This window comes from Pedococcus sp. KACC 23699 (genome assembly GCF_045348425.1).
In the GTDB taxonomy this organism is placed as follows: Bacteria; Actinomycetota; Actinomycetes; order Actinomycetales; family Dermatophilaceae; genus Pedococcus.
The window spans coordinates 2,317,939-2,337,837 of sequence record NZ_CP157483.1 but is presented as its reverse complement, the minus strand read 5'-3'; the positions used below and the strand labels follow the sequence as shown (position 1 = coordinate 2,337,837).

Here is a 19,899-nt window from a genome sequence, read left to right as displayed (position 1 = left end):
ATGACCACCCCTCCGGTGGACGGTCCAGCCGGGAGCGCCGGAGCCCGCCCGCGCGGCCGGGGGGTCGCCGGATCGCTGCGGCACGGGGCCTCGGCGACGGGGCGGGCGATCGGGCGCGGGACCGTGGCGGGGGCGCGCCTCGCCGGACGCGGGAGCCAGGCGGGTGCCCGTCGGGCCCGGGCCTACACGAGCTCCTCGGGCGCGGGTGAGACGGGTCTGGCCCGGATCATCGAGCTGCACTTCGTCAACCTCGCCGGCGACGCCGCACTGACGGTCAGCCTGGCCGGCACGATCTTCGCCATCCCCACCGACGAGGCGCGCGGCCAGGTCGCGCAGTTCCTGCTGCTGACGATGGCGCCGTTCGCCCTGCTCGCGCCGTTCATCGGGCCGCTGCTCGACCGGTTCCGCCACGGGCGCCGCTGGGCCATCGGCACGACCCTGGCCCTGCGGGCCTTCCTCTGCTGGGTGCTCGCGGACGCGGTCGCCAACGACTCGCCGTGGTTGTTCCCCGCCGCGCTCGGCTGCCTCGTGGCATCCAAGGCGTATGGCGTGACCCGCGCCTCCGCGGTGCCCCGGCTGCTGCCGACGGGGTTCAGCCTGGTCAGTGCCAACTCGCGCAACGCCCTCGCCGGAGTGGCCGGCATGGCCGTCGGCGGCGGGCTCGCCGGTGCGGCCGCCAAGGTCGGTCCGGAGTGGTCGCTGCGCCTGGCCTTCGTCATCTACGTCATCGGCACCGTCCTGGCCATCCGCCTGCCTCCCCGGGTCGACTCGAGCGCCGGGGAGCTCGACATCGAGGACACCGGACCGGTCGCCATACCCCACCGCGACGAGGAGCGGACCGGGTTGGTGCGGCGCCTTCGCGCCCGGGTCGCCGCCCTGCCGACGTCGGTGCTCGTCGCCCTGACCAGCGCCGTCGGCGCGCGCCTGCTCACCGGGTTCCTCACCCTGTTCATGGCGTTCCTCATGCGCGAGCACCCGATCCCCGGCCACAGCGGCACGCTGGTCCTGGGGCTCGTCGTCGGCGCCGCCGGGGCCGGCAACGCCCTGGGCACAGTCGTCGGCAACGCGCTGCGCACGACCCGTCCCGACGTCATCATCGCCGTCGCCCTGATCGCCGACGTCGTGGCGACGCTGCTGGCTGCGATCTTCTACTCGCTGCCCACGCTGCTGCTGCTCGGCCTCGTGGCGGGCCTGGCCGCCCAGCTCATCAAGCTCAGCGCTGACGCCGTCGTCCAGCGAGACATCGACGAGAGCGTGCGCACGCGCGTCTTCGCCTGGTCCGAGACGGTCCTGCAGATCGCCTGGGTCGTCGGCGGCTGCCTGGGCATCGCGCTGCCCCTGGTCCCCGAGCTCGGGTTCGGGGTCATCGCCGGGCTGCTGGTCATCGTCCTGGCCGGCTCCATCCGCATCCGGATGACGCGCAGCCACGCCCCCTCGACACCCTGACCCCCCACGGCAGCAACCTCTGCTAGCAGGGGTTGCTGCCGTGGGCACAGGTTGCAACCTGTGCCCACGGCTGCAGCGTCTGCTAGCACGGCTTCGTGCAGAGGTCAGAGGGTGAGCAGCATCCGGGTGTTGCCGAGGGTGTTGGGCTTGACCCGCTCGAGGTCGAGGAACTCCGCCACACCCTCGTCGTAGGAGCGCACCAGCTCGGCATAGACCTCCGGCTCGACCGCCTGCCCCTCGATCACCTCGAAGCCGTGTCGGCTGAAGAAGTCGACCTCGAACGTCAGGCAGAACAACCGTTGCACCCCGAGCTCGCGGGCATCAGCCATCAGCGCCTCGAGCAGCCGTGACCCCACGCCCCTGCCCTTGGCGTCCGGGCTCACGGCAAGGGTCCGGATCTCGGCCAGGTCCTCCCACATCACGTGCAGGGCCCCGCAGCCGACGAGCTGCGCGTCGCCGCCGGGCTGCACCAGCTCGGCGACCCGGAACTGCTGCACCGCCTCGTAGTACGTCACCGCGTCCTTGGACACGAGCACGCGCGACTCCGCGTGGGGGCGCACCAGCTCGCGGATGGAGCGGATGTCACTGGTGCGTGCGCTCCGGACGACCAGGTCAGGCACCGAGGCGCCCGTTGCGGATGTCGGCGAAGGTGCGGTTGGCAGCCGGGCCGAGCAGCACGACGGACTGCTGGTCCCGGGTGCCGATGGCTCCCGCGACGACCGTGTTGCGCGTCGACGCGGGGTTGCCGAGGAACACGCTCGCCGACAGGTTCAGCACCTCGGACGGAGACAGGTCGGTCGCCAGGTGGGGAGACATCTTGCCGAGCAGCGCCGCGAGCCGCGCGGGACCGGCCTTGCGGGCCATCACCGCGCCGGCCCGGATCAGCTCGCCCTGGTGCGCGGAGCGCCCGAAGTCACCATTCGGCAGGTGCTTGCGCTCGCGCGCGAACGCCAGGGCGTGCTTCGCGTCGAGCAGGTTGGAACCCCGGTGCACGATCTGAAAGTGGTCGACGCTCTGCAAGGCCTTGTCGGCGACGTAGGCGATGCCGCCGATCGCCGAGACCATCCCGCGAAAGCCCTTGAAGCCGGCGATGACGTAGCCGTCGATCGGCACCCCGCTGGCCTTGGCCACGGTCGCGACCTGACCCTTGACCCCGCCGAACACGAGGGCAGCGTTGACCTTGGCGGTGCCACCGCTGGACAACGGCACCCACGAGTCACGCGGGATGCCGACGATCCCGCCGACGCCCTTGGAGTCCACTCCGATGATGTGCAGCGCGTCGCCGCGGCACTTCTCCACGGGCTGGGCCGTGCGGGCATCGGACCCGATCGCCAGCACCCGCATCGTCGGGAACGGCGGACGGGCCACCTTGAGCGAGGGCCACCAGCCTCCGACCACCTGCCACTTGCCGTCCTTGACGAGCAGGGTGACGTCCTTGCCCTGCACGACGCTGGCGACCGCCAGGCCCTTCCAGCTGCCGGTCGTCCCGGTGACGGTGAGCGCCTTCTTCCCCGTCTTGCGCTTGGCCAGGGCGGTCGCGACGACGCCGGACGCGGGCACCTTGCCGCCGAGGTAGACGGTGTTCATCACCGCGAGCAGGTCGGCGGGCAGTCCCTTGCCGGCCACTCGGGGGCGGCTCGGCGCAGGCGCGGACGCCGTCGTCGTCGAGGACGACGAGGGGGCGGCAGCCTTCTTCGCGTCCTTCGAGCACGCGGCGAGGGTCAGCGGGGCGGCAAGCAGTCCGAGCAGGACCTGACGACGAGGCAGGGAGTCGCGAGAGGGAGGGACCACGCGCAACAGGGTACGGCGCGCCGCTGGCAGGTTCGTGGACCGTGCACCCTGCGCGTCCACACACGGGTGGCCCGGACCCTGTCGGGTCCGGGCCACCGGTGACCGCCGGGCGCGCGCCGGCGGGGTCTGACGTCGAGCGGCTACTTGACCTTGTAGATCGGCTGGGTCTGGACGTTGAGCTGGTCCATCTTGACCTTGGCCGCCTTGCTCAGGGACTTGTCCGTGATGCGCAGGACGTCGAACCCCTTGCCGAGGTCGGAGGAGTAGACGTGGCCGTTGTAGTAGTACGACGACCACGTGCCGCCCCCACCACCGGCTGGGCCGGCCGGTCCGCGCTCGAAGTAGCCGATCTCCTTGGGGTTGGAGCTGTCGGTGAAGTCCCAGAAGCTCGTCCCGCCCATGTACCAGGACTGCACCATGACGTCGCGGCCCTCGACCGGGATCAGCGAGCCGTTGTGGGCCACGCAGTTCTCGGAGTCGAACTGGTGTCGCGGGATCTTGTAGTAGGACCGGAACGTGAGCTTGTGGTCCTTGCTCAGGTCGTAGATGCCGTTGGCGCCACGGTTCGGGCCGATCGCCGCGTTGCAGGTGGCCGCGCCACCGCCGCCGAGCTCGTCGGTGAAGACGACCTTGGTGGCGTCGTTGTTGAACGTCGCCGAGTGCCAGAACGCGAAGTTCGTGGTGTCCCTGACGCGCTCGACCACCTTCGGCTCCAGGGGGTTCCTGATGTCCATGATGATGCCGTCACCCATGCAGGCACCGGCGGCGATGCCCCGGGCCGGGTTGACGGTGATGTCGTGGCAGCCCGAGGTGTTGGTGTAGCCACCGTCGGGGAAGAGGTTCGGCTCGGCGACGACCGCGGCCTTCGTCGGCGACTTCTTCGGCACCGCGATGATCGAGATCGAGTCGTGCGGCGGCTTGCAGTCCGGGTAGGTCTCGCTCGGCGAGTAGCTCGAGACGTAGAGGACGTCGGTCTTTTTGCCGGGGATGAGCGAGTGCGTGTGCGAACCGCACGCGGTCTCCACCGACTTGATGTAGCGCGGGTTGCGGACGTCGGAGATGTCGAAGATCTTGATGCCCTCCCACGACTCCTTGATCGTCGCCGACTGCGGCACCGAGGTGCACGAGTCGTCCGAGCGGGAGGAGTCGGTCGACAGGTAGAGCAGGTCACCGGAGACGGTGACGTCGTTCTGGGAGCCCGGGCAGTTCACCTGGGCGACCATGCGGGGCTTGTCGGGCTTCTTCACGTCGTAGATGACGAACCCGTTGTAGTTGCCGACGAACGCCATGCCGCCCTGGAAGGCCAGGTCGGTCCCCGTCGCGCCCGCGAGGGGGCCGCTGCTCGGGATGTTGGTGAGGTGTTCGACGTTCTGGCTGCGCCCGATCTCGTCCGGTCCCAGCTGGGTGCCGGACTTGCCGACCCCATCAGCGGCATACGCCGCAGTTGCCGGGATCGTGAGGGCGAGCGCGGCTGCGGTGGCCAGCACCGTGTGACGCATTCTCATCTCGCAGGCTCCTGCCGTAGAGGCGTCCGTTCCGGCGCCCCTTCAGCGTCGGAATCATGACGATTCGTCCACCCTGCCCGGGTCCGAGCCAGCATCACAAGACCGCTATGTCCTGCTTCCGGTAAAAACTTCCGGTTAGGGTGAGCCGATGAGGAACCGAGCTGCCAAGACGTTGGCCCCGGGTCTGGCCCTGGGTCTCGCGCTGGTGCTGTGCGGGTGCTCCGGCGAGTCCGCACCCCCCACGACCACGGCCACCTCGCCGACCGCACCGGTGCTCCAGCCCGGCTCGCCCGGGGAGCCGAACGCCTCGCTCAGCGGGTCCGCTGCCCTGCCGTCGGCCAAGGGCAAGGTCCTCGAGGCGGACGTCCGCTTCATGCAGGACATGATCGTCCACCACGCCCAGGCCATCGTCATGGTCTCGCTCGTGCAGGACCGTCTCGGCGACAGCCAGGTCAGGGCCCTCGCGGCGCGCATCTCCGATGAGCAGCGCCCCGAGATCGACGCGATGGCCAAGTGGCTCAAGGCCAACGGCAAGAGCGTGCCCCCGCAGGCGGCCAACCCCGAGTCCGCCGGGGGCACGGCACACGACCACGGCGCCATGCCCGGCATGGCGTCGCAGGCCCAGCTCGCGAAGCTCGCCGAGGTCAGCGGCAAGGAGGCCGACCGGCTCTGGCTGACGCTCATGACCGCCCACCACGAGGGTGCCCTGGCCATGGTGGTCCAGCAGCACCGTGACGGAACCGACGACGTGGTCAGCCAGCTGGGCGACGAGATCCACGTGACCCAGTCGGTCCAGATCGGCTACATGCGCGAGATGCTCGACCGCCTCGCCTGAGCGCCCGGCCCCACGAACCGCGAGAGGGCGGCACCCGGTGTGGGTGCCGCCCTCTCGCGGTGAGGTATGGCGCGGGGTCACCCCGCGCCATACCGGTGCTCACTCCGAGGAGTCGCCCACCGTCTCGACGATGGGGAGCTCGATCCCGCTCGGGTGCGGCGTGCCGACGAAGGTGAACGTCGCCGACTTGCCCTCACCCTCGGCGTTGACGAGCACCAGCTCGCCTGCCTTGAGCTCGCCGTACAGGATCTTCTCGGACAGGACGTCCTCGATCTCGCGCTGGATGGTGCGACGCAGCGGTCGCGCACCGAGCACAGGGTCGTAGCCCTTCTTGGCCAGCACGTTCTTGGCCTCGGTCGTGAGCTCGATGCCCATGTCCTTGTCCTTGAGGCGCTTGTCCAGCTTGGCGATCTCGAGGTCGACGATCTGCACGATCTCGTCCTGCGTGAGCTGGGGGAAGACGATGATGTCGTCCACGCGGTTGAGGAACTCGGGACGGAAGTGCTGCTTGAGCTCGTCCGTGACCTTGTTCTTCATGCGGTCGTAGTCGCTGCGGGTCTCGGCGCCGGCGGAGAAGCCGAGCGAGCCCTTGGAGATGTCCCGCGTGCCGAGGTTGGTCGTCATGATGATGACGGTGTTCTTGAAGTCGACCATCCGACCCTGGGAGTCGGTGAGGCGGCCGTCCTCGAGCACCTGCAGCAGCGTGTTGAAGATGTCCGGGTGGGCCTTCTCGACCTCGTCGAACAGCACCACGGAGAACGGCTTGCGGCGCACCTTCTCGGTGAGCTGCCCACCCTCTTCGTAGCCGACGTAGCCGGGAGGCGAACCGAACAGCCTAGACACGGTGTGCTTCTCGGAGAACTCGCTCATGTCGAGCTGGATGAGGCTGTCCTCGTCGCCGAAGAGGAACTCGGCGAGCGTCTTGGCCAGCTCGGTCTTACCGACACCGGTGGGGCCGGCGAAGATGAACGAGCCACCGGGACGACGCGGGTCCTTCAGACCGGCGCGGGTGCGCCGGATCGCCTGGGACATCGCCTTGATGGCGTCATCCATGCCGACCACGCGCTTGTGCAGCTCGTCCTCCATGTGGAGCAGTCGCGAGGACTCCTCCTCGGTGAGCTTGAAGACCGGGATGCCGGTGCTGGCAGCCAGGACCTCAGCGATGAGCTCCTCGTCCACCTCGGCCACGACGTCCATGTCGCCGGACTTCCACTGAGCCTCGCGCTCGGCCTTCTGACCGAGCAGCTTCTTCTCGTCGTCGCGCAGGCTGGCGGCCTTCTCGAAGTCCTGGCCGTCGATGGCCGACTCCTTCTCCAGGCGCACGGCGGCGATCTTCTCGTCGAACTCCCGCAGGTCCGGTGGTGCGGTCATCCGGCGGATGCGCAACCGCGCACCAGCCTCGTCGATGAGGTCGATCGCCTTGTCCGGGAGGAACCGGTCGTTGATGTAGCGGTCGGCGAGGTTGGCCGCGGCCACCAGAGCGGCATCCGTGATGGACACGCGGTGGTGCGCCTCGTAGCGGTCGCGCAGGCCCTTGAGGATCTCGATCGCGTGGCTGAGCGTGGGCTCGGCGACCTGGATCGGCTGGAAGCGGCGCTCGAGGGCCGAGTCCTTCTCGATGTGCTTGCGGTACTCGTCGAGCGTCGTCGCCCCGATGGTCTGGAGCTCACCACGGGCCAGCATCGGCTTGAGGATGCTCGCGGCGTCGATCGCGCCCTCGGCGGCCCCCGCACCCACCAGGGTGTGGATCTCGTCGATGAACAAGATGATGTCGCCGCGGGTGCGGATCTCCTTGAGGACCTTCTTCAGCCGCTCCTCGAAGTCACCGCGGTAGCGGCTGCCGGCCACGAGCGCGCCGAGGTCGAGGGTGTAGAGCTGCTTGTCCTTGAGGGTCTCGGGCACCTCGCCCTTGACGATGTCCTGTGCGAGGCCCTCGACGACGGCGGTCTTGCCGACGCCGGGCTCGCCGATGAGGACAGGGTTGTTCTTGGTGCGGCGGGACAGCACCTGCATGACCCGCTCGATCTCCTTCTCGCGCCCGATGACCGGGTCGAGCTTGCCCTCGCGTGCGGCCATGGTGAGGTTGCGGCCGAACTGGTCGAGCACGAGCGACCCCGCGGGCGTGCCCTCCTGCTGGACCCCGCCGCCGACGCCGGCGCCGGAGCCGCCCTCCTTGCCCTGGTAGCCCGAGATCAGCTGGATGACCTGCTGGCGCACCCGGTTGAGGTCGGCCCCGAGCTTGACGAGGACCTGCGCGGCAACGCCCTCACCCTCGCGGATGAGACCGAGCAGGATGTGCTCGGTGCCGATGTAGTTGTGGCCGAGCTGCAGCGCCTCGCGGAGGCTGAGCTCGAGGACCTTCTTCGCCCGGGGCGTGAAGGGGATGTGGCCACTCGGAGCCTGCTGGCCCTGGCCGATGATCTCCTGGACCTGCTCGCGGACCGACTCCAGCGAGATGCCGAGGCTCTCGAGAGCCTTGGAGGCGACGCCTTCACCCTCGTGGATGAGGCCGAGCAGGATGTGCTCCGTCCCGATGTAGTTGTGGTTGAGCATGCGCGCCTCTTCTTGCGCGAGCACCACAACACGACGGGCTCGGTCGGTGAACCGTTCAAACATCTCTTCTGCTCCTGCCTATCGAGTCACCTCGATGCTATCCGTGCGACACGTGCCTCGCGCGCGCCTTCCCCTGACCGATACCTGATCGGGACGGTCACCGGGCCGCTCGTGGGGCTTGTTCGAGGAACGCCCGTGCTCGGCCACCTGTTCCCCACCCTGAGCCGGGTCCGCTCATGTTCGCCGTGAGCGGACGCGGCCCTGGGTGGTTCGGGGTGGTTCAGGCGCCCGGGCCCTTCCTGCGGACCTCGTCGACGTGCTCCATCGCGGTGCGGAGCTCGGCGAGCCAGGTGTCCGAGTTCTCCCCGACGAGGCGCACGCACCAGGCGAGGGCGTCCGAACGGGACTTCGCCACGCCGGCCTCGACGAGGGTGTCGAGGACCCGGCGCTCGGGCTGGCGCAGCCGGGTCATGACCGGTGCCGCGAGGTGGGTGAACATCGCCTCGGTCTCGCCGACGCGCACGCCCCACGAGACCTTCCGGCCGGAGAGGTGCTCGAGCTCGCGGGCGATCTCGATGCGGCGTTCGCGGGTGTCCTCGCGGAAGGAGGTGATCCGTCCCCGCGCCGCGATCTCGCGGGCGGTGGTGTCCTCGGGGTCGGCGTCGAGCTCGGGCTCGGCGATCGTCCCGATGATGACGAGCTCGTCGCGGTCACGGGTGACCTCGACGGGCCCGGTGAACCAGTCGGCGGGGAGCCGACCGGCCAGCCATGCTTCTGCTGTGGTCTTGGTTGTCATGTAATGATGATTACACCGTTACAGTCGCGACGAAAGACTCGTCCGCTCAGGGCGAAACCCGGTCGGTCAGCGCAGGTCGCGCCGGTCGCTGATCCGCTTGGCCTTGCCCAGCGAACGCTCCAGGGCGTGGGGGGCGAGCACCTCCACCGCGATCGTCACGCCGACGTGGTGCTTGACGCGGCTGGCGAGCTCGCGCGCCATACCGGCCCGCTCGTCGGGGCCCGACGAGGCGGACGCGGCCTCCACCTGCACGGTCAGCTCGTCCATCCGCTTCGGTCGGGTGAGGACGCACAGGTAGTGCGGCGTGAGCCCCTCGATCGCCAGCAGGTGCTCCTCGATCTGGGACGGGAAGACGTTGACGCCGCGCACGATCATCATGTCGTCGCTGCGCCCGGTGATCTTGGCCATCCGGCGGAACTGCGGGTACGCCGTTCCCGGCAGCAGCGTGGTCAGGTCTCGGGTGCGGTAGCGGACCACGGGCATCGCCTGCTTGGTCAACGAGGTGAACACGAGCTCACCCTCCTTACCGTCGGGCAGCACCTCCCCGGTGATCGGGTCGACGACCTCGGGGTAGAAGTGGTCCTCCCAGATGTGCAGGCCGTCCTGGGTCAGCCCCGACTCCTGCGAAACACCCGGGCCCATCACCTCGGACAAGCCGTAGATGTCGACCGCCCGCAGGTTGCTTCGGCGCTGGACCTCCTCGCGCATCTGCTCGGTCCACGGCTCGGCGCCGAAGATCCCGATCTCCAGCGAGGTGCTCTTGGGGTCGATGCCCTGGGCCTGCATCTCGTCGAGGATCGCGAGGAAGTAGGAGGGCGTGACCATGATGATCCGGGGGCGGAAGTCCTGGATGAGCTGCACCTGGCGCTCGGTCATGCCGCCGCTCACGGGCACCACGGTGCAGCCGAGCCGCTCGGCGCCGTAGTGCGCTCCGATGCCACCGGTGAACAGCCCGTAGCCGTAGGCGATGTGGACCATGTCGCCCGGCCTCCCGCCGGCCGCTTCGATGGACCGGGCCATCACCTCGGCCCACGTGTCGATGTCCTCGCGGGTGTAGCCGACCACCGTGGGCTTGCCCGTCGTGCCGCTCGAGGCGTGGATGCGCGCGACCTGCTCGCGGGGCACCGCGAACATGCCGAAGGGATAGTTGTCGCGCAGGTCGGCCTTGGCCGTGAACGGGAACCGCCCCAGGTCGGCGAGGTCCCGGACGTCGTCGGGGTGCACCCCCGCCGCGTCGAACGCCGCGCGGTAGTGGGGGACGTTGTCGTAGGCGTGCCGCAGGCTCCAGCGCAACCGCTCGAGCTGCTGGGCGCGCAGCTCCACCACCGACGAGACGACGTTGTCCATGACCGCAATCTACGACGTCCGCCCAAGGCGCCGCCCGCGTCCGATCTGCCCGGCATGGCGCGTGCGGGGCCTGCGCTGCCGACCGCGGCGTCCCGTCGGCCTGCTGGTCCTCGAGCTCGGCCCACCGCGCCGATCGTCGCTCCTTGGGTGGGTGCCAGCACCAGCCCTGCGGCCGGCGCCCCATCACGGGCCGTCGGCTGCGCGGCCGGCTTCGTCATGATCGCCCGGACGCCAGCAGCGAGGCCGCGCCAACCTGAAAGTTTCCGGTGAATGCCGCGGACCTGTATTCGCCGACCACGATCGCACGTACGCTCGCAAAGGTGGACCGGGTGCCTGCGCCGCTGGTCGTCGACACCTCCCGGGGGCAGGTGAGCGATGAGACTCCGCCTGCCGGACGGTGGCGCCCGGGCCGACGCCGGGTCGCGGCGGTCCTGGTGATCGCCCTGCTCGTCGTCGCGGGGGCAACCTACGTCCTCACCCGGGGACCCGAGGTGCCGGCCCTGACCCGGGCCGATGTGCAGAAGCAGGTCCAGAAGGGCATCGCCGACGCGCAGCAGGAGGCCCGCAAGGCTCCGACCGACGCGACGAGGGCCTACCAGGCCGCTCTTCCCTCGCTGGTCACCATCACGACCACGGGCGTCGGCGCCAGGGGGACCCAGAACGGCACCGGCGCCGGCGTCGTCATCAGTGCCGACGGGACCATCCTCACCGCGCTGCACGTCGTCGACGGAGCCGACACGATCCGGGTGCGCTTCGCCGACGGCACGCAGACCAGTGCCGACATCTCGCAGCGGGCGGCCGCCAGCGACACGGCCGTGCTGGCCCCCGCCCAACTGCCCCAGGTCGTCGTCCCCGCCGTCCTCGGTGGCGGTCCACAGGTCGGCGACGAGGTCTACCCGCTCGGCCACCCGCTCGGGCTCACCCACTCCCTCAGCGGCGGTGTCGTCTCGGCGCTGGACCGCTCCATCAAGGTCGGCTCCGGCCAGACGCTCGACGGCCTGATCCAGTTCGACGCCGCCGTGAACCCGGGCAACTCCGGTGGCCCCCTGCTCAACCGCGACGGACAGGTCGTCGGCATCGTCACGGGACTGGCGAACCCGTCCGAGCAGAACTTCTTCGTGGGCATCGGTTTCGCCGTACCCATAGCCACCGCCGGGGGTGTGGCCGGCCGCCCACCGCAGTAGCACCGACGCCGCACCGTCGACCGCACGCCATACCCGCAGGCACCACCAGACCCCACCACGAGGAGAGCAGATGGACCCGCACCGTCCCCAGCCCGGCCGTCCGCAGCACCCGCTCGAGCAGGCCCTCTACGAGGTGAAGAAGACGATCGTCGGGCAGGACGTGCTGGTCGAGCGGATGCTCGTCGCCCTGCTGGCCCGTGGGCACCTGCTCGTCGAGGGAGTCCCCGGCCTGGCGAAGACGATGGCGGTCAAGACGCTGGCGCAGGCGATCGGGGGCCAGTTCCAGCGGATCCAGTTCACACCCGACCTCGTGCCGGCCGACGTCATCGGCACCCGGATCTACAACCAGAAGGACGGCGAGTTCCAGGTCTCCCTCGGCCCGGTCTTCGCCAACCTCGTCCTCGCCGACGAGATCAACCGCGCCCCGGCCAAGGTGCAGAGCGCCCTCCTCGAGGTCATGCAGGAGCGGCAGGTGACGATCGGGCGCGAGACCTTCGCAGCCCCGAACCCGTTCCTGGTCATGGCGACGCAGAACCCCATCGAGTCCGAGGGCACCTACGCGCTCCCGGAGGCCCAGGTCGACCGCTTCATGCTCAAGACCGTCATCGGGTACCCCACGCCGTCGGAGGAGTTCGTCGTCGTCGAGCGGATGACCACGCGTCTCGACGCGACCCAGCAGGTGCTCGAGCCGGACCAGCTCGTGGAGTACCAGAAGCAGGCCGACGCGGTCTACGTCGACCCGGCGGTGATCGACTACGCCGTCAGGCTCGTCGGCGCGACCCGCAACCCTGCCTCGGTGGGGTTGCCGGAGCTCGCCAGGTACCTGTCGTTCGGGGCCAGCCCGCGCGCGTCGATCAACCTGGTCCTGGCCGCAAAGGCGTTGTCGTTCCTGCGTGGTCGCGACTTCGCGCGACCGCAGGACGTGCGCGACCTCGCCTACGACGTGATGCGTCACCGCCTCGTCCTGTCGTACGAGGCGTTGGCGGAGGGGATCGGCCCGGACGACCTGCTCGAGCCGATCCTGCGAGCCGTGTCCATGCCCGACGTCCCCCTGCGCGAACGCCAGCCCCAGCAGAGCGAGGCGCCGTGGACCGTCGGCCCACGCTGACCGAGCCGGGTGGGGCCCAGGCCTACCCCCTGACCGCCGAGCGACTGCTCCGACGGTTGGAGTGGCGTGTCATCCGGCGGCTCGACGGCCGGCTGCAGGGCGACTACCGGACGTTGTTCCGCGGGTCGGGCGTCGACTTCACCGACCTGCGCGAGTACGCCCCCGGCGACGACCTGCGCCACATCGACTGGAACGTCACGGCGCGGATGGACACGCCCTACGTACGCGAGTACATCGAGGACCGTGAGGTCACCTGCTGGTTGCTGCTCGACCGCACCGCGTCGATGGGGTTCGGCCCGATCGACCGCCAGAAGTCGCTCGTCCTCGCAGAGGTCGCGGCGACCCTCGCCCAGGTGCTGTCCAGAGGGGGCAACCGGATCGGTGCCGTGTTGTTCGACGGCGGGGTCGAGACCATTCCCCCGGCCCAGGGGCGCAACCAGGTGCTGCGGATCACCCAGTCGCTCCTGCGTCCCCCACCACCGGCGCCCGCGGCCTCTTCGCCGGCTGGACCGGGTCGGTGGCGAAGGACGAGGGCAACCTCGGCCGCGCAGGAGGCCCGGACCACCGATCTCTCGGTGCTGCTGCGGGCCGCCCTGGGCCTGGCCCGGCGCCGTTCACTGCTCGTCATCGTGTCCGACTTCATCACCCAGCCCGGGTGGGAGAAGCACCTGTCCCTGCTGGCCCGCCGCCACGACATCGTCGCCATCCAGGTGGTCGACCCCCGCGAGTCCGAGCTGCCTGCCGTGGGCATGGTCTACGTCGAGGACGCCGAGACCGGTGAGCAGATCTTCGTCGACACCGACGACGCGGTGTTCCGCGAGCGCCTGCGCGCCCTGGCCGCCGAACGCCAGCAGTCCCTCGAGGCGGCGGCTCGCAAGGCCGGCACCCAGATCCACACCGTGGCCACCGACGACGACCTCGTCCGTGCCCTGGCGCGCATCTCCGAGCTGCGCCGGAGGCAGTCCCGATGAGCTTCACCTGGCCGTGGATGCTGCTCGGCCTCGTGGCCGTGCCGCTGCTCGTCGTCGCCTACCGAGCCCAGCAGCGGCGTCGCGACGCGCGCCGCGACGGGCTGGCCGCGATCGGGCTGGTGCCCGTGGGCGGCATACCGGGATCGGACCGATCACCTCACGCAGCAACGGTATCCGGCACGGCGGCCCCGCGCCGTCCGCGACGGGACCGCCTGCGTCACCTCGCACCGGTGTTGATGTTGGCCGCACTCACCGTGCTGCTGGTCTCGCTCGCCCGACCGACGGCCAGCGTGGCCGAGCCCCGGCGCGAGGGGACGGTGGTGCTGGCCTTCGACATCTCCACGAGCATGGCCGCCAAGGACATCTCCCCCACCCGGCTGGAGGCGGCCAAGGCGGCGGCGCGCACGTTCGTGCAGCGCCAGCCGTCGGACATCAGGATCGGGGTGGTGGCCTTCGGTGACAGCGCACTGGTCTCGCAGCAGCCCACCGAGGACCGCACCCAGGTGCTCGGCGCGATCAACCGCCTCACCCCGCAGGGGGCCACCGCCGTGGGACGCGGCATCGTGTCGTCGCTGAGCGCCATCGCGGGCAAGCCGATCGAGGTCGGTAGCGAGCCGGGGGCGGCCGACCAGGTCGAGATCGGCTACTACCGCTCCGCGGCGATCGTGCTGCTCTCCGACGGCGAGAACACCACCGACCCGGACCCCCTCGAGATCGCGGACCTGGCCTCGGCAGCCGGGGTGAAGATCTACACGATCGGCGTGGGCAGCACCCAGGGCACGGTCCTGCAGGTCGACGGGTTCCAGATCTCCACGGCCCTCGACGAGGCGTCTCTGCGCAAGATCTCCCAGACCACCGGCGGCACCTACTACGCCGCGGCGGACTCCTCGTCGTTGTCCAGGGTCTACGGCTCCATCGACCTCGCGTGGACGGCCCGCACCCAGGAGCGCGAGGTGACGTCGTGGTTCGCCACGGCAGCCGCGGTCCTGCTGCTGCTCGGCGCCGGCGTATCGGTCCTGCGCTCCGGGCGGGTGGTCTAGATGTCGTTCGCGATCCCCTACGCGCTCATCGCGCTCCTCACCGTGCCGCTGCTCGTCGGCCTCTACGTCTGGCAGCTGCGCCGGCGCCGCCGGCACGCCGTCTCGTTCTCCAGCGTGGCCCTGATCCGGGCGGCCCTGCCCTCGCAGCGGATGTGGCGCCGCCACGTGCCGATCGCGCTCGTCCTCGCCGCGTTGGCGGCGCTGGGTACCGCTGCCGCCCGACCCCAGGTGCAGGCGAAGGTGCCGATCTCCAGCTCGGCGGTGATCCTCGCCGTGGACGTGTCCGGGTCGATGTGCGCCACCGACGTCAGCCCCAACCGGCTCGCGGCGGCCCAGGAAGCGGTCCACTCCTTCATCGACAAGCAGGACGACAGGACTCGGATCGGACTCGTGGTGTTCTCCGGGTTCGCCCAGCTCGCGGTCGCACCCACCACGGACCACGAGGAGCTCAACAAGGCCGTCGACGGCCTCACGACCGGACGCGGCACGACGATCGGTGCGGCCATCCTCAAGTCGATCGACGCCATCGCCGAGATCAACCCCGACGTGGCCCCCTCGGACACCGCGAGCGTCACGGGCGGCGTGCCCGGGATCCCGGGCGGCCTCCCCGGGACGCCCGGCACCCCCGGCAACCCGGTCACCCCCACGCCCAGGGCCACGCAGAAGGCCCCAGAGATCGTCGTGCTGCTCACCGACGGCGCGAACACCCGTGGGGTCACGCCCGAGGAGGCCGCGGCCCAGGCCGCCGCCCGCGGTGTCCGCGTCTACCCGATCGGGTTCGGCACCACCGACCCGACACAGATGGTCTGCACCCGTGCGCAGCTCGGTGGGGGGCTGTACGACGGCCCCGGACAGGGCCTGAGCGGCATCGGACCCGGAGGCCAGAACTTCCTGGTCGTCGACGAGGAGGCACTGCGGACCGTGGCCGACACCACGGGCGGCGAGTACTTCGCGGCCAGCGACGCCGACCAGCTCCAGGGGGTCCTCGAGAACCTCCCCAAGCACGTCATCACCCAGGAGCAGTCGGTCGACGTGAGCGTCGCCTTCGCCGCACTCGCTGCTGTGCTGCTCCTGGGCGGCTTGTGGCTCGGCGGCCACCGGCGAGCCGACCCCAGCTGAACGAGCGGCGCGGACCGCGAGGACGGCGCGGACGGCGCGGACGGCGCCCGCACGAACAGGAGGCCGCGAATCAGCGACGCCGCTGGCAGCGACCGCACCAGAACAGGTTGCGACCTGCCACCTCCCGCGTCCTGATGCGTGAGCCGCAGACGCGGCACGGCTCACCCTGGCGCTTGTAGACGTAGGAGGTCCGCGTCTGCAGGAGGTCGACCTGTCCGGCGGCCAGCTCGGCGCGAACCTCGTCCACCTGCTCCGCCACGGTGACGATCTTGCCTGTCGCGACCCCCAGCGGGAGCAGGTCGACGAGGTCGAGCCAGATCGCGTCCCAGCTCGCCCGGCGCAGCTCCTTGCCGGGACGGAACGGGTCGATGCGCTGACGGAACAGCACCTCGCTGCGGTAGACGTTGCCGACCCCGGCCAGCACCGACTGGTCCATGAGGAGCTCGCCGACCGTGCGTGCGCTGCGCGAGATCTTGCGCCACGCGAGGTCCGGGTCCGGCTCGGGACGCAGCGGGTCAGGTCCGAGCCTGGCCGTCACCGCCTCCACCTGCTCGGGGGTGATCACGGCGCACAGGTTCGGACCGCGCAGGTCCGCGACGTGCGCGTCGTTCGCGAGCCGCAGCCGAACCTGACCGATCACCGGCACCTCGCCGACGTAGGCGTGCTCGTCGATGGTGAAGGTGCCGATGAGGCCGAGGTGCACGTGCAGCCACGCATCGCCGTCGAACTCGGCGAACAGGTGCTTGCCCCACGAGGTCGCGTGCACGAAGGTCCGCCCGGACAGCAACGCGGCGCCGGCCTCGAACTTCCCCTGCGGGCTCGTCGCCTCGGGCTGGGTCCCGCGGTATGCGGCGTCGAGGTCGCGGGCGAGCCGGTACAGGGTGTGGCCTTCGGGCATGGGGCCATCATGCGACATCAGGACGCCTCGAGCGCGACACCGATGAGTTCCCGCGGCCATGGCGGTCTACCTGCTGTGCCGGAAAGCCGTTTGACGAGGCGGGTTCAATGACGGGACCGGCACCAGCCAGGCCAGGGGCGACCACAGAGCGGAGTCGACCACAGAGCAAGGGAGTTGCAGATGATCCATGCACGAGGGCTCGTGCAGACCTTCCAGACACGCGAGGGCAGGAAGAAGACCGAGGTGCGCGCCGTGGACGGCGTCGACCTCGACGTCGCCGAGGGTGAGGTGGTGGGGTTCCTCGGCCCCAACGGCGCCGGCAAGACCACGACGCTGCGGATGCTGACCACGCTGCTGCGTCCCACCGAGGGGGCGGCGACCGTCGCCGGGTACGACGTCGTCAAGGAGTCCGAGCAGGTCCGCCGGCGCATCGGGTACGTGTCCCAGGCAGGGGGCGCCTTCAGCAGTGCACGCGCCGGTGACGAGGTGGTCGACCACGGGATGCTCTACGGCATGAAGGGCTCGGTGGCCGAGGCACGCGGCAAGGAGCTGTTCACCCAGCTCGACCTCGACGGCCTCTGGACCCGGATGCCCAAGAACATGTCCGGTGGCCAGCGTCGCCGCCTCGACATCGTCATGGGCCTGATCCACGAGCCGACCCTGGTGTTCCTCGACGAGCCCACGACCGGCCTGGACCCGCAGGCGCGGGCCAACCTCTGGGAGCACATCGCCGACCTGCGTCGTCGCCGCGGCGCGACGGTGTTCCTCACGACGCACTACCTCGACGAGGCCGACGCGCTCAGCGACCGCATCATCATCATCGACCACGGGAAGATCGTCGCGGCCGACACGTCCGACAACCTCAAGGCGCAGGTGGCCGGTGACCTCGTGGACCTCGAGGTCTCCGACCCCGACCTCGTGGACGCCGCCGCCCAGCGCCTGGACTCGATCGCCGAGGCCCCGCGGCACGGGCTGCAGGGCGTCGAGATCGAGGGCAACCACGTCCGTGGTCGCGTCCAGCGCGCCGGCAAGGCCGTCCCCGGTCTGCTGCGCGACCTGCACGACGCCGACATCTCGCTCGACTCCATCGAGGTGCACCGCCCGACGCTGGACGACGTGTTCCTCACTCTGACCGGGCGCTCGCTGCGTGACGCCGCCGACACCAACCCTGCCGGGTCCTCCGGCTCGACCTCCGAGAAGGGGAGCTGACATGCGTTTCCTGCGTGAGTCGTTCATCGTCTTCCGCCGCCAGCTGCGGATGAACCTGCGCAACCCGGCGTGGGTCATCATCGGCATGCTCCAGCCGGTGCTCTACCTGTTCCTGTTCGGGCCACTGCTCGAGCCGATCGTCGCCCAGCTGGGCGTCGACAACGCCTACACGTTCTTCGTGCCCGGCATGCTCGTCCAGCTCGGCATCTTCGGGGCCTTCTTCGCCGGCTTCAGCCTGATCGGCGAGTGGCGGGAGGGCGTGATCGAGGCCGAACGGGTCACTCCCGCCAGCCGGTCGGCCCTGCTTGTCGGGCGCCTGACGCGCGACGTCGTGCAGCTGTTCGTCCAGGCCCTCATCCTCGTCGGTCTCGGCTACGCCCTCGGTATGGTCGCCCCGGCCAGGGGCGTCGTCTTCGGCGTGCTCCTCACGCTCCTCGTCGGTGCCGCGTGCGCCGCTGCCTCCAACGCCCTGGCCCTGACGACCAAGTCCGAGGACGTCATGGCGCCGGTCATCAACATGGTGATGATGCCGGTGCTGCTGCTCAGCGGCATCCTGCTGCCGATGACGCTCGGCAAGCAGTGGCTGCAGAACGTCTCGGACTGGATGCCGTTCCGCTGGGTCGTCGACGCGGTGCGCACGTCCTTCGCCGGCGACTTCAAGGGTGACTACATGGTGTGGGGATCGGTGTGGGCCGTGGGCCTGTTCGTCCTCGCGGTGTGGTGGGGCACGGCGACCTTCCGCAAGGAGAACGCCTAGTCCAGCGTCAGTCGGCGACGACGGTGCCCTGGTGGTGCCGCACCTGCCACCGACCGTCGGCGCGCACCCACACCGAGCTGCGGTGGGCGCGCCGGGTCGGGGTGACCGAGTCGTAGGTGACGAGGACGACGCCGGGTCCGAGCCCCGTGGTCACGAGGTCCACCGCCTTGATGTCCACGGGGCCGTCGGCTGCCTCGGCCTCCATCATGTCGAGGACCGACTCCCGGTCCCAGACGACGCCAGACGCCCCGAACTCGTGGAAGTCCTTGTGCAGCAGCAACATCGCCGAGGTGCGGTCACCGCGGACGGCGCCGTGCAGCAACGCCAGCTCGCAGTCCTTGACGATGTCGCAGTCGTCCTGGGTGGGCAGGCCGGTGGTGGAGGTCGGCACGTCAGCTGGCCTTCTTGGCGGTCTTCTTCGCCGCGGTCTTCTTCGTGGCCGTCTTCTTCGCGGCGGTCTTCTTGGCTGCCGGCTCGTCGGCGGCGGTGGACTCGCCACGAGCCGCCTTGGCCTTGTCGACCGACCTCTTGAGGGCTGCGAGCAGGTCCACGACCTCCCCGGACTCGTCCTTGGACTCCTCGGTGACCTGCACCTCGCCGCCCTCGACCTTGGCCTTGACCAGGGACTGCAGCGCGGTGGCGTAGTCGTCCTCGTACTCGTCGGGCTCGTAGTCACCGGCGAGCTGCTCGATGAGGAGGTCGGCCATGGCCAGCTCCTGCTTGGTGGCGTTGCCCTCGTCGTCGAGGTGGGCGAAGTCGGGCTTGCGGATCTCGTCGGGCCACAACATGGTCTGCATGACGATGACACCGTCACGGACGCGCAGCACGGCCATGGTCATCCGCGTGCGGATGGAGACGGAGACCACCGCCATGCGGTTCTCCTTCTCCAGCGCGTCCCGGAGCAGGACGTAGGGCTTGGTCGACGCCTTGTCCGGCTCGAGGTAGTAGCACTTGTCGAGCAGCATGGGGTCGATCTGGTCGGCGGGGACGAACTTCTCGACCGCGATCTCCTTGGAGCTCTTGGACGGCAGGTCCTTGAAGTCCTCGTCGGTCAGGACGACCATGTCGCCGTCCTCGGTCTCGTACCCCTTGGCGATGTCGTCGTAGGACACGATCTCGCCGTCGATGCTGCAGATCCGCTGGTACTTGATCCGGCCGCCGTCCTCGCGGTGCACCTGGCGGAACTGCACGTCGTGGTTCTCGGTCGCCGAGTAGAGACGGATCGGCACGTTGACCAGGCCGAAGGAGACCGCGCCCTTCCAGATCGCACGCATCGCACACACTCCTTGTCCCGGTACGTCCCCAGTTGCCTTCCACGACAAACCCTATGCGTCAGGATG

The 19,899-nt window shown here is 70.0% G+C and carries 18 protein-coding genes; 9 read left to right on the top strand and 9 right to left on the bottom strand.

Going from position 1 to position 19,899, the window contains the following annotated elements:
• On the top strand, positions 1-1,446 hold the full coding sequence (locus ABEG17_RS10970) for an MFS transporter (RefSeq protein ID WP_406829511.1): 1,446 nt from the start codon (positions 1-3) through the stop codon (positions 1,444-1,446).
• A gap of 104 nt (positions 1,447-1,550) precedes the next feature.
• Here ABEG17_RS10970 and ABEG17_RS10965 read toward each other — a convergent pair whose 3' ends face one another.
• The 3 genes from ABEG17_RS10965 to ABEG17_RS10955 form a co-directional block, all read right to left on the bottom strand.
• Positions 1,551-2,066 carry an amino-acid N-acetyltransferase gene (locus tag ABEG17_RS10965; protein ID WP_406829510.1) on the bottom strand — a complete coding sequence of 172 codons (516 nt, stop codon included), beginning with the start codon at positions 2,064-2,066 and terminating at the stop codon, positions 1,551-1,553.
• Positions 2,059-3,237 carry an LCP family protein gene (locus tag ABEG17_RS10960; protein ID WP_406829509.1) on the bottom strand — a complete coding sequence of 393 codons (1,179 nt, stop codon included), beginning with the start codon at positions 3,235-3,237 and terminating at the stop codon, positions 2,059-2,061. Before ABEG17_RS10960 ends, ABEG17_RS10965 begins: the two co-directional genes overlap by 8 nt.
• 140 nt (positions 3,238-3,377) lie before the next feature.
• Positions 3,378-4,742 carry an LVIVD repeat-containing protein gene (locus ABEG17_RS10955; protein WP_406829508.1) on the bottom strand — a complete coding sequence of 455 codons (1,365 nt, stop codon included), beginning with the start codon at positions 4,740-4,742 and terminating at the stop codon, positions 3,378-3,380.
• A gap of 148 nt (positions 4,743-4,890) precedes the next feature.
• Between ABEG17_RS10955 and ABEG17_RS10950 the strand changes: the two genes are divergently transcribed.
• Positions 4,891-5,577, top strand: coding sequence for a DUF305 domain-containing protein (locus tag ABEG17_RS10950; RefSeq protein WP_406829507.1), 687 nt, complete (start codon positions 4,891-4,893; stop codon positions 5,575-5,577).
• Positions 5,578-5,676: 99 nt separating this feature from the next.
• Here ABEG17_RS10950 and ABEG17_RS10945 read toward each other — a convergent pair whose 3' ends face one another.
• The 3 genes from ABEG17_RS10945 to paaK form a co-directional block, all read right to left on the bottom strand.
• Entirely contained in the window at positions 5,677-8,193 is a 2,517-nt protein-coding gene (locus ABEG17_RS10945; protein WP_406829506.1) for an ATP-dependent Clp protease ATP-binding subunit, read from the bottom strand.
• Positions 8,194-8,410: 217 nt separating this feature from the next.
• Positions 8,411-8,926, bottom strand: a complete 516-nt coding sequence (locus ABEG17_RS10940) for a hypothetical protein (RefSeq protein ID WP_406829505.1) — start codon at positions 8,924-8,926, stop codon at positions 8,411-8,413.
• 66 nt (positions 8,927-8,992) lie between these two features.
• Positions 8,993-10,273, bottom strand: coding sequence for a phenylacetate--CoA ligase PaaK (paaK, locus tag ABEG17_RS10935; protein ID WP_406829504.1), 1,281 nt, complete (start codon positions 10,271-10,273; stop codon positions 8,993-8,995).
• Positions 10,274-10,602: 329 nt separating this feature from the next.
• On the opposite strand from paaK, the gene ABEG17_RS10930 reads away from it, so the two are divergent.
• From ABEG17_RS10930 to ABEG17_RS10910, 5 genes are all read left to right on the top strand, one after another.
• Entirely contained in the window at positions 10,603-11,457 is an 855-nt protein-coding gene (locus ABEG17_RS10930) for a S1C family serine protease (protein WP_406829503.1), read from the top strand.
• Between the two features lie 70 nt (positions 11,458-11,527).
• Positions 11,528-12,565, top strand: coding sequence for an AAA family ATPase (locus tag ABEG17_RS10925; protein WP_406829502.1), 1,038 nt, complete (start codon positions 11,528-11,530; stop codon positions 12,563-12,565).
• Positions 12,544-13,536: a DUF58 domain-containing protein gene (locus ABEG17_RS10920; protein WP_406829501.1), complete on the top strand. Its 993-nt coding sequence runs from the start codon at positions 12,544-12,546 to the stop codon at positions 13,534-13,536. Before ABEG17_RS10925 ends, ABEG17_RS10920 begins: the two co-directional genes overlap by 22 nt.
• Positions 13,533-14,576 (top strand): VWA domain-containing protein, encoded by a 1,044-nt coding sequence (locus tag ABEG17_RS10915; protein WP_406829500.1) that lies wholly within the window; start codon positions 13,533-13,535, stop codon positions 14,574-14,576. The genes ABEG17_RS10920 and ABEG17_RS10915 overlap by 4 nt, the downstream gene beginning before the upstream one ends.
• Positions 14,577-15,695 (top strand): VWA domain-containing protein, encoded by a 1,119-nt coding sequence (locus tag ABEG17_RS10910; RefSeq protein WP_406829499.1) that lies wholly within the window; start codon positions 14,577-14,579, stop codon positions 15,693-15,695.
• A gap of 70 nt (positions 15,696-15,765) precedes the next feature.
• Here ABEG17_RS10910 and ABEG17_RS10905 read toward each other — a convergent pair whose 3' ends face one another.
• Positions 15,766-16,593, bottom strand: coding sequence for an Fpg/Nei family DNA glycosylase (locus ABEG17_RS10905; RefSeq protein ID WP_406829498.1), 828 nt, complete (start codon positions 16,591-16,593; stop codon positions 15,766-15,768).
• Between the two features lie 180 nt (positions 16,594-16,773).
• Between ABEG17_RS10905 and ABEG17_RS10900 the strand changes: the two genes are divergently transcribed.
• On the top strand, positions 16,774-17,802 hold the full coding sequence (locus ABEG17_RS10900) for an ATP-binding cassette domain-containing protein (RefSeq protein ID WP_406829497.1): 1,029 nt from the start codon (positions 16,774-16,776) through the stop codon (positions 17,800-17,802).
• Position 17,803: 1 nt separating this feature from the next.
• Positions 17,804-18,559 carry an ABC transporter permease gene (locus ABEG17_RS10895; RefSeq protein ID WP_406829496.1) on the top strand — a complete coding sequence of 252 codons (756 nt, stop codon included), beginning with the start codon at positions 17,804-17,806 and terminating at the stop codon, positions 18,557-18,559.
• A 7-nt stretch (positions 18,560-18,566) separates the two neighbouring features.
• Here ABEG17_RS10895 and ABEG17_RS10890 read toward each other — a convergent pair whose 3' ends face one another.
• Positions 18,567-18,950 carry a DUF4440 domain-containing protein gene (locus ABEG17_RS10890; RefSeq protein WP_406829495.1) on the bottom strand — a complete coding sequence of 128 codons (384 nt, stop codon included), beginning with the start codon at positions 18,948-18,950 and terminating at the stop codon, positions 18,567-18,569.
• A 1-nt stretch (position 18,951) separates the two neighbouring features.
• Entirely contained in the window at positions 18,952-19,833 is an 882-nt protein-coding gene (locus ABEG17_RS10885; protein WP_406829494.1) for a Ku protein, read from the bottom strand.
• Between the last annotated feature and the right edge of the window lie 66 nt (positions 19,834-19,899).

Excerpts from the sequence above, each read along its gene's own strand:
- ABEG17_RS10970 (WP_406829511.1), top strand. The coding sequence starts at position 1 with ATGACCACCCCTCCGGTGGACGGTCCAGCCGGGAGCGCCGGAGCCCGC.
- ABEG17_RS10955 (WP_406829508.1), bottom strand. The coding sequence starts at position 4,742 with ATGAGAATGCGTCACACGGTGCTGGCCACCGCAGCCGCGCTCGCCCTC.
- ABEG17_RS10950 (WP_406829507.1), top strand. The coding sequence starts at position 4,891 with ATGAGGAACCGAGCTGCCAAGACGTTGGCCCCGGGTCTGGCCCTGGGT.
- ABEG17_RS10945 (WP_406829506.1), bottom strand. The coding sequence starts at position 8,193 with ATGTTTGAACGGTTCACCGACCGAGCCCGTCGTGTTGTGGTGCTCGCG.
- ABEG17_RS10940 (WP_406829505.1), bottom strand. The coding sequence starts at position 8,926 with ATGACAACCAAGACCACAGCAGAAGCATGGCTGGCCGGTCGGCTCCCC.
- paaK (WP_406829504.1), bottom strand. The coding sequence starts at position 10,273 with ATGGACAACGTCGTCTCGTCGGTGGTGGAGCTGCGCGCCCAGCAGCTC.
- ABEG17_RS10925 (WP_406829502.1), top strand. The coding sequence starts at position 11,528 with ATGGACCCGCACCGTCCCCAGCCCGGCCGTCCGCAGCACCCGCTCGAG.
- ABEG17_RS10915 (WP_406829500.1), top strand. The coding sequence starts at position 13,533 with ATGAGCTTCACCTGGCCGTGGATGCTGCTCGGCCTCGTGGCCGTGCCG.
- ABEG17_RS10910 (WP_406829499.1), top strand. The coding sequence starts at position 14,577 with ATGTCGTTCGCGATCCCCTACGCGCTCATCGCGCTCCTCACCGTGCCG.
- ABEG17_RS10905 (WP_406829498.1), bottom strand. The coding sequence starts at position 16,593 with ATGCCCGAAGGCCACACCCTGTACCGGCTCGCCCGCGACCTCGACGCC.
- ABEG17_RS10900 (WP_406829497.1), top strand. The coding sequence starts at position 16,774 with ATGATCCATGCACGAGGGCTCGTGCAGACCTTCCAGACACGCGAGGGC.
- ABEG17_RS10895 (WP_406829496.1), top strand. The coding sequence starts at position 17,804 with ATGCGTTTCCTGCGTGAGTCGTTCATCGTCTTCCGCCGCCAGCTGCGG.
- ABEG17_RS10885 (WP_406829494.1), bottom strand. The coding sequence starts at position 19,833 with ATGCGTGCGATCTGGAAGGGCGCGGTCTCCTTCGGCCTGGTCAACGTG.